Below are 14,251 nucleotides of genomic sequence, written 5' to 3'. Positions count from 1 at the left end.
GATCGGATTAGGAAGAAACCGAGATTTTATCCAATGCTTTGCCTACCGGCACGTATTCGTAACCAAGATCGCGGGCAACCGCTTCATACGTAACGGAGCCGCCGGCAACATTGACGCCAAGCTGAAGGGCAGCGTTGTCTTTCACGGCTTGCAGGACGCCTTTGCCTGCGATTTGCAGGGCATAAGGGAGTGTAACGTTGGTCAGCGCAAGGGTAGACGTGCGCGGAACCGCACCAGGCATGTTGGCCACCGCGTAGTGGACGACTCCGTGCTTCACGTAAGTCGGGTTGTCGTGCGTCGTGATTTTGTCGACGGTTTCGATGATACCGCCTTGGTCGACGGCCACGTCAACGACTACGGAACCCGGTTTCATGGAAGCGATCATCGCCTCGGAAACCAGTTTAGGCGCTTTGGCACCCGGAATGAGAACGGCACCGATAACCAGATCCGAAGCCGCAACCGCTTCCGCAATGTTCAGCGGGTTGGACATCAGTGTATTCACCTGGTTGCCGAACAGGTCGTCCAGTTGGCGAAGGCGTTCAGGGCTAAGATCGATGATCGTTACGTCTGCGCCCAGACCGACAGCAAGCTTCGCCGCGTTCGTACCTACGACACCGCCGCCGATAACGGTTACTTTGCCGCGCTGTACGCCGGGTACGCCTGCAAGAAGAATCCCTTTGCCGCCATGCGGTTTCTCCAGGAACTGAGCGCCGATTTGGGCGGACATGCGCCCGGCCACTTCGCTCATTGGAGTCAGCAGCGGAAGCGTACGGTTCACTTCGACCGTTTCGTAAGCGATAGCCGTTACGCCTTTTGCCGTGAGTGCTTTAGCCAGTTCGGGTTCAGCCGCAAGGTGAAGGTAGGTGAAGAGAATCAGACCTTCGCGGAAGTACTCATACTCGGAAGCGAGCGGTTCTTTAACCTTCATGATCATATCCGCTCCGGCCCATACATCTGCTGCCTGTTCGATCAGGGAAGCCCCGGCCGTTAAGTATTCTTCGTTCGTAAAGCCGCTTCCGATACCGGCATTCTTTTCCACGAGGACTTCATGACCTGCTTTTACAAAAGCCACAACGCCCGAAGGAGTTACGGCGACACGATTTTCGTTATTTTTAATTTCTTTAGGTACACCTATCCGCATAAGAACTGCCTCCTTAGATTAGGAAATCTAAGGCTAGTATAGTTATGAAAACGCTTTTTTGCTTCGTGTACTTTCGAGAAAAAAGCGCCCGCTTTTTGTGTAAATCCACAAAGCTTGCCACAGGATGCCGAATGGCGCTACAATTTTTCGCTTTTCAAATCGAGATATAGGCTGACTTTCTGGTCCATATCCTTCAGGTCGATATCCCCGATTTCGGAAATCCGTTTCAGCCGGTAATTAAGTGTGTTGGTGTGAACGTGAAGAGCATCGGCCGCGTCTTTGACGTTGCTGTCCTGCAGCAGGAATATTTCCAGTGTATGCAGAAGATTGCCGTTATGCTCGCGGTCGTACTGCCGCAGTTTAAGCAGGGACGGATTGGTGTGGGCGTGAATGCGGTTTTCCTCGGCCATAAGAGGAAGAAAACGATAGAAGCCCAGATCCCGGTAATGGACGAACCGTTTCGTCTCCTGGGGAAACTGCCGCTTTACCTGAAGAACGGAGAGCGCCTCCCGGTAGCTTTTTTCGACAAGGCCGTAATCTTCATAGATATTGCCGATAGCGGTTTGCCCGGGCGAGACGCCGAAACGGTCTTTCATCTGCTGGGCAAAGAGCCGCAGGAACTCCGAGGAATCCGCCGCAAACTGATTACGGGAAGAAGAGGTCCCGAGCAGTACGAGCTGGGTGCGGTCGACAATATGAAGGGCGATGCGGATCCGCTGAGTCGTACTGATCAGATACCGGATCTGCTGAGCCCTCTGCTCGCTGATGTCCGAATCGAATTCGACGACCATGACCTGGAAGCAGTCCATGAGAGGAATGCCGAGCTTGTCGGATTTTTGCCGGACGGCGTCGCCCGAGGAGATATGACCGGTCAGCAGCTGCCAGAAGAAATCCTCGAATCCTTCCTGCTCCTTGCGCTTCTGCTGCTGCAGTTGCAATAGCTTGGTTTTGGCCGCGCGGGAGGCGTGCTTAAGCTGAAGGAAATCCGCTTCTTCCAATTGCCGGGCGTCTTCCAGCACCCAAATGTACCCCAGCACCTCGCGGTTGTTGCGGATGGAAATGGCAATGCGGCGTCCGAGCTTCACATCGTCCAGCGCTTTGATCGGCACGGGGTCCTCGCTGTTCATCAGCCGTTGAATAAACCCCTCGCGCCAGAGGCTGGCGATAACCTTCTCGGGCACGCGGCGGCCGACTATCGTGGCGATCCGTACCGGGTCGGTATGAGCCTCATGCGTGCTGTAGGCGATCAGCCGATGGTTGGCGTCTTCTATGGTGATGGCGCAGCCGAGCACCTCGCTGATGGTATCCGCCAATGCTTCCAAACTTTCAAAACTTCGGTCGAACGGATTTAATTCGTTGCTCATGCGGGTCTTGACTCCATTTCCTTTGGCTTGCGAAGCGGTTTGTTTTATATAAGTAAGGTTCATTCATAGTCGGTACTTTTATTATAAAACGATTGTGCGAAAAGCCATAGACAGAACACGAGGGTTTGTATATTTGCACAAATCGCGGGGGAAACATTCTCATAATCACACAAAAACAGATGCTGCACAAATATGCTACACTTCTTTTTGTAAATGAAGCGCTTTCAATAAACATTAAACGAATGATACCGCTTACTTTTACAAAAATTAGCTACTTTTGGAGGAAAGACTTCAAGCCCTCGGGAGGGTATAATCAGAACACGTTTAAGACGAATTTTCAGGAGGTACCTATGTCCAAAAAAACTCAGCCCAATGAACTGCAAAGAGGATTGGAACAACGACATATCACTTTGATGTCTCTTGGTGCCGCCATTGGTGTAGGCCTGTTTCTCGGCTCCGCATCCGCGATCAAACTTGCCGGTCCCGGCATTCTGCTGGCTTACGCCCTCGGAGGCCTCATCATTTTCTTCATCATGAGAGCGCTCGGGGAAATGGCCATTGAAAATCCCGTAGCCGGTTCGTTCAGCCGGTATGCGAGAAATCATATTTCACCGCTTTTCGGATATTTGACCGGCTGGAACTATTGGTTCCTCTGGATTATCACCTGTATGGCCGAAATTACGGCAGTCGGCATTTATATGGAGTACTGGTTCCCGGGAACTCCGCGCTGGCTCTGGGCCTTGGGTGCGCTTCTACTTATGAGCGCCATTAACCTGATCGCCGTTAAAGCTTACGGGGAATTTGAATTCTGGTTCGCCTTGATTAAAATTGTAACGATTATAGGCATGATTGTTATCGGAGCCGGGATGATCTTCTTCGGACTCGGTAACGACGGCATCGCAGTCGGATTCAGTAACCTATGGAGCCACGGAGGATTCCTCCCTAACGGGGTAACAGGCCTCTTGCTTTCCTTTCAGATGGTTATGTTCGCTTACCTGGGCGTTGAGATGATCGGGGTAACGGCAGGCGAAGCCCAGAACCCTGAGAAAACCCTGGCAAAAGCCATCGATACCGTCTTCTGGCGCATTCTTATTTTCTATATCGGCGCACTTGTTGTCATCATGTCCATCTATCCGTGGGATGAAATCGGCAAGGCCGGCAGCCCGTTCGTAATGACGTTCGAGAAAATCGGAATTCCGGGAGCCGCGGGAATTATCAACTTCGTAGTTCTGACGGCAGCCCTGTCTTCCTGCAACTCCGGTATTTTCAGTACGGGCCGTATGCTCTTCAACCTGGCTCAGCAGGGCGAGGCACCGGATTCCTTCCGTAAGATTTCCAAAAGCGGCGTTCCGGGCAAAGCCATTGTCGTTTCGGCTATCGCTCTTCTTATCGGCGTTATTCTGAACTATATCGTTCCGGAAAAAGTGTTTGCCTGGGTAACAAGTATCGCCACTTTCGGAGCCGTATGGACATGGGCGATGATTCTTATTTCTCAAATGAGATATCGCAAGAAGTTAAGCTCGGAACAAGTTCGTAATCTTAAATACAAGATGCCGCTGGCGCCTTATACTTCCTATATCTCCTTGGCATTCCTAGTACTTGTCATTGTTCTTCTAGGTTTCTCCGAGGATACGCGCGTCGCGCTGATTGTCGGTCCGATCTGGCTGATCGCTCTCGTTGTCGTTTACTACAGCAAGGGATATCACCGGAAGAACGCGCTTCCTGAAAAAAACTCCGACAGCGCCGGAATCAGCATTAATCCTCAATCTGAACTGTAAGTCCGGTTCTTGAACGAACGAAACGTTTAAAAAGGTAAGGACGGATTCTGAAAAGGAGTCCGGACTTGCCTTTTTTTTATTTCCAGTAAAATTTATGAAAAACTCTTGTTTTTGGAAGCGTGATCTGGAACTTTTAGGGACTCCCGGTCGTTATAAAACTAAGAGCATTTTCAGGAGGGGGTCAGGTTGTCAGCCAACCGTGAAGCAATGGGACAAAAGCAATTCACCAAAGGTCATTTCCTGTTCATACTTGGAACTTGTCTGCTCAGCTTGCTGCTGGGTATTTTATATACCCCGATTTGGGGAGGAGGAACGGCTTTCTCCATTCAATTTATAGCTCACGAAATCGTGGCCGAACCCCGCGGGCTGAAGCTATGGGCTTATCTTTCCATCGGTCTGGGAGCCATCCTGCTGGCGGGTTTGGTCGGATTGATCCGGCCCGGAAAAGCTTGCGGACTCAGCTGTATCGTATTGGCCGGAGTAGCGGTCGCTCTGGTGCTGATCCAGCTTCCGCCCGTTTTTCTGTGGGGCATGGTGCTTCCGGTAGATGCCGCTGCCTGGCTCCCCATCTTACTGCACGGGACGGCTCTGTTTGTCGGGCTATGTGCGGCAGGGCTGCTCAAAAGCTTGAAGAGTAAATAACGGAATGTAATTCATACATAAATGATAACTTTAAAATTCCAAGGTCACCGACAATGGCCTTGATAGACTTACCCGACGGCATGCAACACCGCAACCATTGCTCCGAACTAGGCAATTAAGGAGGCCGCTCGTTGAATATTAAAAAAACATGGATAGTCGGTGTCTGCTCGGTAACCGCTCTTGTCATAGTCGGCTTGGGTTGGAACAGTTCTGGTCAGGCAGATGGTTTTGATAAGAAAGAGAGGCTGGAAACTTTAAAGAAGGAAGAACAACGATTAAGAGCTATACTCGATTCCAGACAGCCGGGGGCTTCCGAAACGACCGTAGAAAAATTACAACGTGAGCAAGATGAGAGATTGGTCAAAAAAATCGGAATCGAAGCGGGGACTTTGCAGGATGAGTTATACCCGCCTGACCCTAAGGCAATCCTTGAAGAAAATATAAGATCGCTAAAGAATATATTAGAGATTAACGGTTACTACGAGACTAAGAAGAATGACCCCGTAAATGGGAAGGCGTATGAAAAAGCGGCTCGGATTTTGAATGAAAAGAAAAAGACGCTCGCAGAAATTGAGCATCAATTAAAAGACGGGAGCAAGCCCATCGAGCAATTAACTAAGGAATTCGAGGATTTAAGAGCTGTCCGGGAACTAACTATAAATGAATAAAAAACTCATATTTCCATCGAGTGTTTGTCTGCTCGCCGGTTTAACCGTATGGTGGTTCGGATGGGGCAAAGCTGCCCTTTACCATCAGCCGATAACCACGGACCAATTAGAGAGGGTCCAGGTTTATCATAATGCGGATGTATTTCAACTAGAGACGGATCAATTCCAGCGGGCTGCGGAGCTTTTCAACCACGCGTATTTCGAAAAGGACAACGACGAGAGTCTAGGAACGACTTTAGACGCAGGCATTCTTTTTCTGTATAAAGACGGAAAAGGAGCAAAAGCCTCGGAATACGGCAAAGCTCTGACGATCACCCGGGATGATCGCGTCAATTGGCTCAACCGAAACCATTATGGTGGGAATGAGACTCAATACTTCGCAACCTCATCCAAATGGATTGATTTCATTTATAAGGAAGTTGAAAAACACAAGCAAGCCAATTGAACACCCTGCCCTTTTTTTCTGATGATGGGGTTAGGGTGTTCAGCCGTCTATCGGGCAGAATCCTCCATCGGTTATGCCGAATCCGTGCTCAATTCCGCCCAAACAAGCAAATTGTAACCCCTTGACGAATGGTTTATAATAGAATATGGTGCAATTTTTTAATTTGAGAATCAAGGAGTGTCACATACATGGCTTTGAAAGCAGGAATCGTCGGGTTGCCGAACGTAGGAAAATCGACGCTATTTAACGCGATTACACAAGCGGGTGCCGAATCCGCAAACTATCCTTTCTGCACGATTGATCCGAACGTCGGTGTAGTTGAGGTGCCTGACGAAAGATTGCAGAAACTGGCCGATATTGTGAATCCGAACCGGATCGTGCCGACTGCGTTTGAATTCGTGGATATTGCAGGTCTGGTTAAAGGCGCGAGCAAGGGCGAAGGCCTTGGCAATAAATTTTTGGCAAACATTCGCGAAGTGGATGCAATTGTGCATGTAGTCCGCTGTTTTGTGGACGAGAACATTACCCACGTGTCCGGCAAAGTCGATCCGATCTCCGATATCGAGACGATTAACCTGGAGCTGATTCTGGCGGATCTGGATTCCGTGGAGAAGCGCATTGACCGTTCGCGCAAAAATATGAAAGGCGGCAACAAGCAGTATGCCGCTGAAGTGGAATGCTTCGAGAAGATCAAGGAAGCTTTGTACAACGACCAGCCGGCCCGCAGCGTAGAGCTGACGGACGAGGAACGTCTGCTTGTGCGCGACCTTCATCTGCTGACGATGAAGCCTGTGCTTTATGCCGCCAACGTGAGCGAAGAGGAAGTGGCGGACGGCGACAACAACCCTTACGTGCAGAAGGTCCGCGAGTTTGCGGCTCTAGAAGGCGCGGAGGTTGTGGCCATCAGCGCGAAAGTTGAATCCGAGATCGCCGAGCTCGAAGGCGAAGACAAAGAAATGTTCCTGGAAGAACTCGGTCTGCAAGAGTCTGGTCTTGACCGTCTAATCAAAGCGGCCTACAAGCTGCTCGGTCTTTACACCTACTTCACGGCCGGTGTTCAAGAAGTAAGAGCTTGGACCATCCGCAAAGGAACGAAAGCCCCGCAGGCGGCTGCCGTCATTCATACGGACTTCGAACGCGGTTTTATCCGGGCGGAAGTTGTATCTTATGAAGATTTGACCGCAACCGGCTCGATGAACGCGGCCAAAGAGAAAGGCCAGCTTCGTCTGGAAGGCAAAGAATATATCGTGCAGGACGGCGACGTTATGCACTTCCGTTTCAACGTTTAGGGTGCGAGTATAGCTGCGTCCTTAGCTTGACACGGTGTTATATAGAAAGTAAGAACGTACAACGCTCGGCGGTATAAAGGCCTTTGAACGGTTAACCGGTCACCTACGTAAACTATCCTGACTGCTGCCGAGAGGTGCGTTTAGTGTTTAAGCTGTTTGCAAAAACAGTGCAAGGCTCTGATTATTTTGACATTATGGTAAGGAGTGGTCCAAATGCTGGATCGTTTGCAGGCTCTGGCGGATCGCTATGAGAAACTGAGCGAACTGCTCTGTGACCCGGATGTAACGAGCGACACGAAGAAGCTCCGGGAATTCTCAAAAGAACAATCCGACCTACAAGAAGCCTACGATGCTTATGTAGAATACAAAGACGTGCTGGAACAGCTGGATGCGGCGAAAGCCATGCAGGCTGAGAAGCTCGATGACGAAATGCGCGACCTCGTGAAAATGGAGATCGAGGAACTGTCCGGCCGCAAAGACGAACTGGAAGAGCGACTGACGGTGCTCATGCTGCCTAAAGATCCTAACGATGACAAGAATGTGATCGTGGAAATTCGCGGCGCGGCCGGCGGTGACGAGGCAGCTCTGTTTGCTGGTGACCTGTACCGCATGTACTCCAAGTACGCGGACGCCCAAGGTTGGAAAACCGAAGTGCTGGAAGCGAACGTGAACGATCTTGGCGGGTTTAAAGAGATTATTTTCATGATTAACGGCAAGGGCGCTTATAGCAAAATGAAATACGAAAGCGGCGCACACCGTGTTCAGCGGATTCCGGTAACGGAATCGGGCGGCCGTATTCATACGTCTACTTCCACGGTCGGCGTTATGCCGGAAATGGAAGAGATCGATATCGAGATCAAGGATAATGATATTCGGGTCGATACCTTCTGCTCCAGCGGAGCAGGCGGTCAGTCCGTTAATACAACGAAGTCCGCTGTCCGGGTTCTGCACGTGCCGACAGGCATTATGGCGACCTGCCAGGACGGCAAATCCCAGAACGATAACAAAGCGAAGGCGCTGCAGGTTCTGCGCGCGCGCATTTACGATGTAAAACGGCAGGAAGAAGAAGCGAAGTATGCCGGCGAGCGTAAGAGCAAGGTCGGTACGGGTGACCGCAGCGAGCGTATCCGTACCTACAACTTCCCGCAAAGCCGCGTAACGGACCACCGCATCGGTCTTACGCTTCACAAGCTGGATACCATCTTAAACGGAGATATGGGCGAAATCGTCAATGCTCTGACTATGACGGCGCAGGCCGAGCTTCTTGAAAAAGGGGAGCAATAAAATCATCATGAACAGGCTTATTTATCAAGCCGGCATGTCAATCCGAGAAGCCTATTCCCAGGCTTCTTCTTTTTTCAAAGAGCGGCAAATCCAGGACGCGGCTATCTGTGCGGAGATTCTGCTTCAGCACGTGCTGGGTCTGAGCCGGACGGAATTCTTCTTCCGGATGGAAGAGCCCTTTCCCGCTGCGCATGCGGAGCAGTGGGGCGAGGTCGTGGAGCGTAAGGCCGCGGGAGAGCCGGTACAGTACATTACCGGCGAGCAGGAGTTCTACGGCCTGACGCTCCGGGTCACGGACGCGGTCCTGATCCCGCGTCCCGAAACCGAGCTCCTCGTGGAGGAAATCCTCCGCGAGGGCTCGCGCTTGTTCCCGCAAGGCGCCCCGCTCCTTGCGGATATCGGCACCGGGAGCGGAGCTATCCCGGTAAGCTTGCTGCACGCGCGCCCCGAATGGCGCGCGGCGGCATGCGACCTCTCGCCGGAGGCGCTGGAGGTCGCCAAGGGCAACGCCGGACGATGCGGCGTCGGGGAGCGGATCGCCTTCTACGAAGGCGATCTGCTCCTGCCCTGCGTCGAACGGGAGCTGCCCGTCGACATCCTGGTTTCGAACCCGCCGTACATTCCGGCGGGGGATTCGCCGTCGCTGCAGCCGGAGGTGCGCGACTATGAGCCGCACCTCGCGCTGTTCGGAGGCGAGGACGGGCTGGATCTGTACCGGCGCCTGGCCGGCCAGATTCTCCTGCTGCCGAAGCAGCCGAGGCTGGTTGGGCTGGAAGTCGGCATCCATCAGGCAGAGGCCGTGGCGGAGCTGCTGCGCGCAGCGGGGAAATGGAGCGAGATCCGCTTCGTGAAAGACTTAGCCGGCATCGACCGCCATGTCATAGCGATAAACGAATGACCGCCGGAAGGCTGACTCTAACGAGTGGTTCAGAAAAAAGCGGAAATGACTGCACGGCTGAGGGGGCTGCCGCTTCGACCGGAAAGTACAAGCCCTTATAGCAAGCCGGGGGCCTACGGAGAGAGCTGCCGCCATATGGAAGCGGCTGCAAGTATCCTTTTTTCGAAGTCTACCGCATTCAGTACTTGCAAAGTGACTGTTAATCCCCCTGTTTAGCTTTCGTCGGAACTAAGGCGGATAAACTAACAGGCCGGAAAGGATAAGCGTTCTTTGCCGACTCCGGCAAAACGGGTTTTGCTATTACCCTTCCCTGAACAGGCAATCTATAAACCTCGTATCTAGCGAGGATCATATTTTTAAGACCTATCAGCATGCATGTTCAGCAGCCACGCCAACTTCGGAAAATCTGAGACTGCCATGGTTGCAGCTTTGTTGGACAGCCTTTTTCCAGTCGGTTTATATGTTCCACACACGAAAATTGTTCCACGTGAAAAAATCATAGATTGCTAGTTTAAAAGAATTGCCTTTTGACCATACTAACCGTTACAGAGGAAGAAACAGAGAACGGCTTCGAAGCTGGCGCTGTTTTTCCGGTAAACGGGAGGGAATCATTATGGTCATCCGCAAATCATACAAGCACTTGTTTTATACGTTTTTCGCTCTTGCCATCATGATGATGAGCTGGGAAAGTACACGATCGAACGCAGCTCTGGCGGAAGGGGCTATTCCGGACCAGTCGATCCGTCTTCGTATACTGGCCAACTCCGATAAGCCGGAGGATCAGGCCATCAAGCGGCAGGTGCGGGACGCCATTGTCGCTCAGATGAACGAGTGGGTTACCGGGCCGCACTCTATTGACGAAGCGAGGCAAATTGTGCAGCAGAACCTTCCGGTTCTGGAAAAAGTCGTCCACGATACGCTCGTTTCCCGCGGTCTTGGAAGTATTTCTTATACAGTGGAGCTCGGGCAGGTACCGTTCCCGACCAAAATGTACGGCAGCCGGGTTTACCCGGCCGGAAATTACGAAGCTCTTCGTGTATCTCTGGGCGAAGGGAAGGGCCAGAACTGGTGGTGCGTGCTTTTTCCTCCTCTTTGCTTTGTAGACGGCGTGTCTGGCGAAGCGGTGGCCCAGGCGGCTCCTGCTGAAGACGAAGGAAAATCCTCCGGTGAAGCTAAGACGGCTGGCGTGCAGAAAAAAACGGCCGACGCTCCCGTCGAAGGATCGGCTGCGGCTGCAGCCGCCAACGAGGATACGGAAGTGAAGTTTTTTCTGTGGGAACTGCTCCAAGGTATCATCGGATTCTTCCTGAATCTGTTCAGATAAATTTCGGAAACAGTAAGGGTGAACAGCTTTGACAACGACTAAACTATGGCAGATTCACGATGAAGCGGGAACGGGGAAGGGAACAGAAGCCGCGGACAAAGCGATTGCCGAAGCGGCTGGACTTCTCGTCCATGGAGAGACCGTAGCGTTTCCGACCGAAACGGTATACGGCTTAGGAGCGGATGCGACCAATTCCGCTGCGGTCGAAGGCATTTACAGAGCCAAGGGGCGCCCATCGGACAACCCGCTGATCGTCCACATCGCGGACCGCTCCCAAATGGACGCGTTCGCGGAGGGTGCGCCGCCCGAGCCCCTGCGCAGGCTCATGGATGCCTTTTGGCCCGGACCCCTGACGGTCATCGTGCCGGTCCGCGCGGGCGCGGTATCCCCGCTGGTCACGGCGGGGCTGTCAACCGTCGGGGTCCGCATCCCCGACCATCCGGTCGCCCTGGCGCTGCTGCGCACCGCAGGCTGCCCGGTTGCGGCCCCGAGCGCGAACAGCTCGGGGCGGCCCAGCCCGACGATGGCGGAACACGTCGCCGAGGATCTCGGCGGACGAATCGGCGGCATCGTCGACGGCGGTCCGACGGGCGTCGGCGTAGAGTCGACCGTCGTGGAGTGGGCGTCGGGGGCAGTCTATATCCTGCGCCCGGGCGGGGTGACGGCCGAGCAGCTGCGCGAGGCGCTGCCGGACGTGCCGGTGCGCGAGCCTGCGCGCACCGAAGAACCGGCCGGGACGCCGCGGGCTCCCGGCATGAAGTACGCGCATTATGCCCCGAAGGGGAGCATGCGCGTGGTCCTGGGCGACGATCCGCAGGCCGTCGCCGAGTGGATGCGGCGTGACCTTGACGCCGCCAAGGCCCGCGGTGAGCGCACGGGCGTGCTCACCTATGACGAGCGCCGCAGCCTGCATCACGCGGACGCCGTAGTCTCCTCCGGCCGTCTGGCCGAGCCGGAGACGATCGCGCGCGGGCTGTATGCCGCGCTCCGGCAGTTCGACCGCGAGGGAGCGACGTATATTCTCGCGGAAGGCTGCCCGGATACAGGCATAGGCCGTGCCATCATGAACCGGCTGCTTAAAGCCGCCGGTCAAGAGGTGATCCGTATTTAAGTGGAATAGGCAGCTGCCGTGCACGCAGAACGGTTTTATCCTATTTTGTTCATAATTAGTTCGTGAATGCGGTTAACCGCTTGGATGCCATGCGTTTGAGTCCCCACAACGTCTTTATGCTTTTCGTTCCGTAGAGTAAACGGATTGTGCCGTTTATGCTGCAGAGAGGTACAAGTCCATAGCATGTTTCCCGGTTTGTCCGCATATCTTGAGAGAGAAAAAGCGGACAGGGGGAAATACCAATGGCGGCACTGGCGGGCGTGTCACCTTTCGTATGGGGCCAACTGCTGACGATCTTCATCATGGCCATCGCGCTGGGTTTTGACGCGTTTTCTTTAGGGATTGGAATCGGAATGAGGGGTATACGCCTGCTGCATATTCTTAAAATCAGCATCGTCATCGGTCTCTTCCATATCCTCATGCCGCTGCTCGGCATGTATGCGGGCCATTATCTCGGCTCTTTACTCGGACAGGTTGCCGTGGCGGCCGGGGGCGGCCTGCTCATTTTGTTAGGATCCCATATGATTTACAGTTCTTTCCGGGGGGAAGATTCCCCTGCATTCGATCATCGTACCTTCTGGGGAATGATCCTGTTTGCGTTAAGCGTGAGCGTGGATTCTTTTTCTGTCGGCGTTTCGCTGGGCATTTTCGCAACGGATGTGGTTTTGACGGTTCTGCTTTTCGGATTGCTGGGCGGAGGCATGTCGATTCTGGGGCTTATGCTCGGACGTCACGTGGGAAGCTGGATCGGAGAATACGGAGAAGCGCTGGGCGGTGTGATTCTGCTGCTGTTCGGCCTGAAATTTCTGTTGTAAAGTGTTCCTGATTTCAAAAAAGCGGTACAATAATAGAGAGCGGAATCAACCCGTTCGAATACTCTGTAGGGGAGGTAGACGGAACGTGAAACAGATCCTTTTTGTCTGTACCGGAAATACATGCCGCAGCCCGCTGGCTGAAGGGATTCTGCGCCATATGGCCCAGCAGGAGAGCTTGGAAGTCCATATCCGTTCTGCAGGGGTTTTTGCTTCCGACGGCAGTCCGATTTCCCGGCAATCTTCCTCCGTTTTGCGTGAAAAAGGCTGTGAAGCTTCCATCAGCTCCAGTCTTCTCAGATCCGCAGACGTGGATTGGGCCGATCTCATCTTAACGATGACACAAGATCATAAACGCGCCGTTATTCAGCGGTTCCCGCAGGCGGCGGATATAACACATACATTGAGAGAATTTGTAGAAGACGACCCCGAGGTTGTGGCGGCTGCCGCGGAATGGGAGAAGCTGATCGCCGAATTGCAGGTCAAGCATGCCCTTTCCGAAGAAATTACGATAGAAGAGCGGACACGGCTCATACACTTGGAAAAAAAACTCCCGGATTACGATATTTCCGATCCATACGGCGGTTCGCTGGAGATTTACCGCCATACGGCGGAGGAGATCGAAGAGGCGCTCGTTAAACTGGTTCAGAAGATAAAGGAAGGCCGATGAATGGAAAAAACGGCCGTGGTATTTTCTCGCCGGGCTAACAAAATCTTCATTTTTTAGCGGCTTTACAGTTTTGCGGGAATAGGGTAAGATAGGGGCATAAAAGAAGACCCGGTGTAACTGGCGACGAGTGGGTGTAACCACAGTGGAGCATCGGGGTATACGGCCGGTCGCCTGGGCAAAAGAGCACTACATGCGTATTTCACACGCATGTCATGCTCTTTTTTTCATTGTCTTCTAACGATTGCACAGGTGCAGGTAAAGTCGGAATTTGCCGGTTTTTTTCTCCGGCTGATCGGTTTGGGTTATAATAGAGCCAAACGAAGTTTATTCCCACCCGAGGAGGGCTTTTTCAATGAAAATTGCAATTGGCGCCGATCACGCCGGATACCGGCTTAAAGATGTTATCGTTCCTTACCTGGAATCGTTAGGTCATGAAGTGAAGGATGTCGGCTGCAACTGTGAACAATCGGTCGACTACCCGGATTACGCCGTTCCGGTTTGCGATATGGTGCTTAACGGGCAGGCGGACAAAGGCATTCTGATTTGCGGTACAGGCATAGGCATGACCATTGCCGCCAACAAAATGCCAGGCATCCGCTGCGCGCTTGTGCACGATATGTTCTCCGCGAAAGCAACCCGGGAGCATAACGACACGAATGTGCTTGCTATGGGAGAACGAATAATCGGACCCGGCGTTGCGCAGGAAATCGTCAAGATCTGGATTGAGACGGAGTTTTCGCACGGCGAACGTCATGAGAACCGCCTGAACAAAGTGAAGCTTCTGGAAGAGAAGAATACGATTCATCCGTAAGGAGCTCTATTTTA

Annotated in this window: 14 protein-coding genes and 1 riboswitch; of the genes, 12 read left to right on the top strand and 2 right to left on the bottom strand. The window is 52.9% G+C overall.

The features are described from left to right. Nucleotides 1-7 precede the first annotated feature (7 nt). Nucleotides 8-1,141 (bottom strand): alanine dehydrogenase, encoded by a 1,134-nt coding sequence (gene ald, locus AC58P5_RS25185; RefSeq protein ID WP_497391537.1) that lies wholly within the window; start codon nucleotides 1,139-1,141, stop codon nucleotides 8-10. A 137-nt stretch (nucleotides 1,142-1,278) separates the two neighbouring features. Continuing rightward, the gene (locus tag AC58P5_RS25180; RefSeq protein ID WP_497391535.1) at nucleotides 1,279-2,505 is read right to left on the bottom strand and encodes a PucR family transcriptional regulator; all 1,227 of its coding nucleotides are present in this window, start codon (nucleotides 2,503-2,505) and stop codon (nucleotides 1,279-1,281) included. Between the two features lie 350 nt (nucleotides 2,506-2,855). Between AC58P5_RS25180 and AC58P5_RS25175 the strand changes: the two genes are divergently transcribed. From AC58P5_RS25175 to rpiB, 12 genes are all read left to right on the top strand, one after another. Further along, the gene (locus AC58P5_RS25175; RefSeq protein ID WP_497391533.1) at nucleotides 2,856-4,283 is read left to right on the top strand and encodes an amino acid permease; all 1,428 of its coding nucleotides are present in this window, start codon (nucleotides 2,856-2,858) and stop codon (nucleotides 4,281-4,283) included. Nucleotides 4,284-4,469: 186 nt separating this feature from the next. After that, nucleotides 4,470-4,925 carry a hypothetical protein gene (locus tag AC58P5_RS25170; protein ID WP_497391531.1) on the top strand — a complete coding sequence of 152 codons (456 nt, stop codon included), beginning with the start codon at nucleotides 4,470-4,472 and terminating at the stop codon, nucleotides 4,923-4,925. Nucleotides 4,926-5,056: 131 nt separating this feature from the next. Continuing rightward, complete coding sequence (locus tag AC58P5_RS25165; RefSeq protein ID WP_497391529.1) at nucleotides 5,057-5,593, top strand: hypothetical protein; 537 nt, start codon at nucleotides 5,057-5,059, stop codon at nucleotides 5,591-5,593. After that, entirely contained in the window at nucleotides 5,586-6,038 is a 453-nt protein-coding gene (locus AC58P5_RS25160; protein ID WP_497391527.1) for a hypothetical protein, read from the top strand. The genes AC58P5_RS25165 and AC58P5_RS25160 overlap by 8 nt, the downstream gene beginning before the upstream one ends. Nucleotides 6,039-6,226: 188 nt before the next feature. Further along, a complete protein-coding gene (gene ychF, locus AC58P5_RS25155; protein WP_497391525.1) occupies nucleotides 6,227-7,327 on the top strand; it encodes a redox-regulated ATPase YchF in 1,101 nt (366 codons plus the stop codon). 213 nt (nucleotides 7,328-7,540) lie between these two features. Then, nucleotides 7,541-8,611, top strand: a complete 1,071-nt coding sequence (gene prfA / locus AC58P5_RS25150; protein WP_497391523.1) for a peptide chain release factor 1 — start codon at nucleotides 7,541-7,543, stop codon at nucleotides 8,609-8,611. A 7-nt stretch (nucleotides 8,612-8,618) separates the two neighbouring features. Then, entirely contained in the window at nucleotides 8,619-9,509 is an 891-nt protein-coding gene (prmC, locus tag AC58P5_RS25145; protein ID WP_497391521.1) for a peptide chain release factor N(5)-glutamine methyltransferase, read from the top strand. A 613-nt stretch (nucleotides 9,510-10,122) separates the two neighbouring features. After that, nucleotides 10,123-10,833, top strand: coding sequence for a stage II sporulation protein R (gene spoIIR / locus AC58P5_RS25140; RefSeq protein WP_497391519.1), 711 nt, complete (start codon nucleotides 10,123-10,125; stop codon nucleotides 10,831-10,833). 28 nt (nucleotides 10,834-10,861) lie between these two features. Beyond that, nucleotides 10,862-11,944, top strand: a complete 1,083-nt coding sequence (locus tag AC58P5_RS25135; protein WP_497391517.1) for an L-threonylcarbamoyladenylate synthase — start codon at nucleotides 10,862-10,864, stop codon at nucleotides 11,942-11,944. A gap of 242 nt (nucleotides 11,945-12,186) precedes the next feature. Next, nucleotides 12,187-12,759, top strand: a complete 573-nt coding sequence (locus tag AC58P5_RS25130) for a manganese efflux pump MntP (RefSeq protein ID WP_497391515.1) — start codon at nucleotides 12,187-12,189, stop codon at nucleotides 12,757-12,759. A gap of 85 nt (nucleotides 12,760-12,844) precedes the next feature. Then, nucleotides 12,845-13,426: a low molecular weight protein arginine phosphatase gene (locus AC58P5_RS25125; RefSeq protein ID WP_497391513.1), complete on the top strand. Its 582-nt coding sequence runs from the start codon at nucleotides 12,845-12,847 to the stop codon at nucleotides 13,424-13,426. 103 nt (nucleotides 13,427-13,529) lie between these two features. Beyond that, a riboswitch (ZMP/ZTP riboswitch) is annotated at nucleotides 13,530-13,610 on the top strand. A gap of 168 nt (nucleotides 13,611-13,778) precedes the next feature. Next, nucleotides 13,779-14,237, top strand: a complete 459-nt coding sequence (gene rpiB, locus AC58P5_RS25120; RefSeq protein WP_497391511.1) for a ribose 5-phosphate isomerase B — start codon at nucleotides 13,779-13,781, stop codon at nucleotides 14,235-14,237. Nucleotides 14,238-14,251: the final 14 nt, after the last annotated feature.

The sequence above is a fragment of the Paenibacillus sp. JT31N7 genome, assembly GCF_059692095.1.
The sequence above is the reverse complement of the archived record's forward strand: the minus strand, read 5'-3'. Positions and strand labels throughout refer to the sequence as shown.